Consider the following 231-nt stretch of genomic DNA (forward strand, 5'->3'; position numbering starts at 1 on the left):
TGAAAGGTCATAACCTCATGCAAGCCATTGCACGAGTAAACCGTGTCTATAAAGACAAGATTGGTGGTCTGGTCGTAGATTACCTCGGTATTGCATCAGATCTGAAAGAGGCTCTTTCCTTCTACTCTGAGGCAGGTGGTAAGGGTGATCCTGCATTAGTGCAAGACGAAGCTGCAACCATCCTCCAAGAGAAGCTTGAAGTGCTTGATGGCATTATGCATGGCTTCAATT

1 protein-coding gene is annotated in these 231 nt (G+C 45.9%); it reads left to right on the top strand.

All coding sequences use genetic code 11. The features are described 5' to 3' along the window. Positions 1 to 231: hypothetical protein (locus RRF55_RS28185; RefSeq protein WP_439419325.1), on the top strand; the 231-nt coding region annotated here is incomplete at both ends.

It is taken from the genome of Klebsiella sp. K47 (assembly GCF_051858335.1).
GTDB classification, from domain to species: domain Bacteria; phylum Pseudomonadota; class Gammaproteobacteria; order Enterobacterales; family Enterobacteriaceae; genus Klebsiella; species Klebsiella pneumoniae.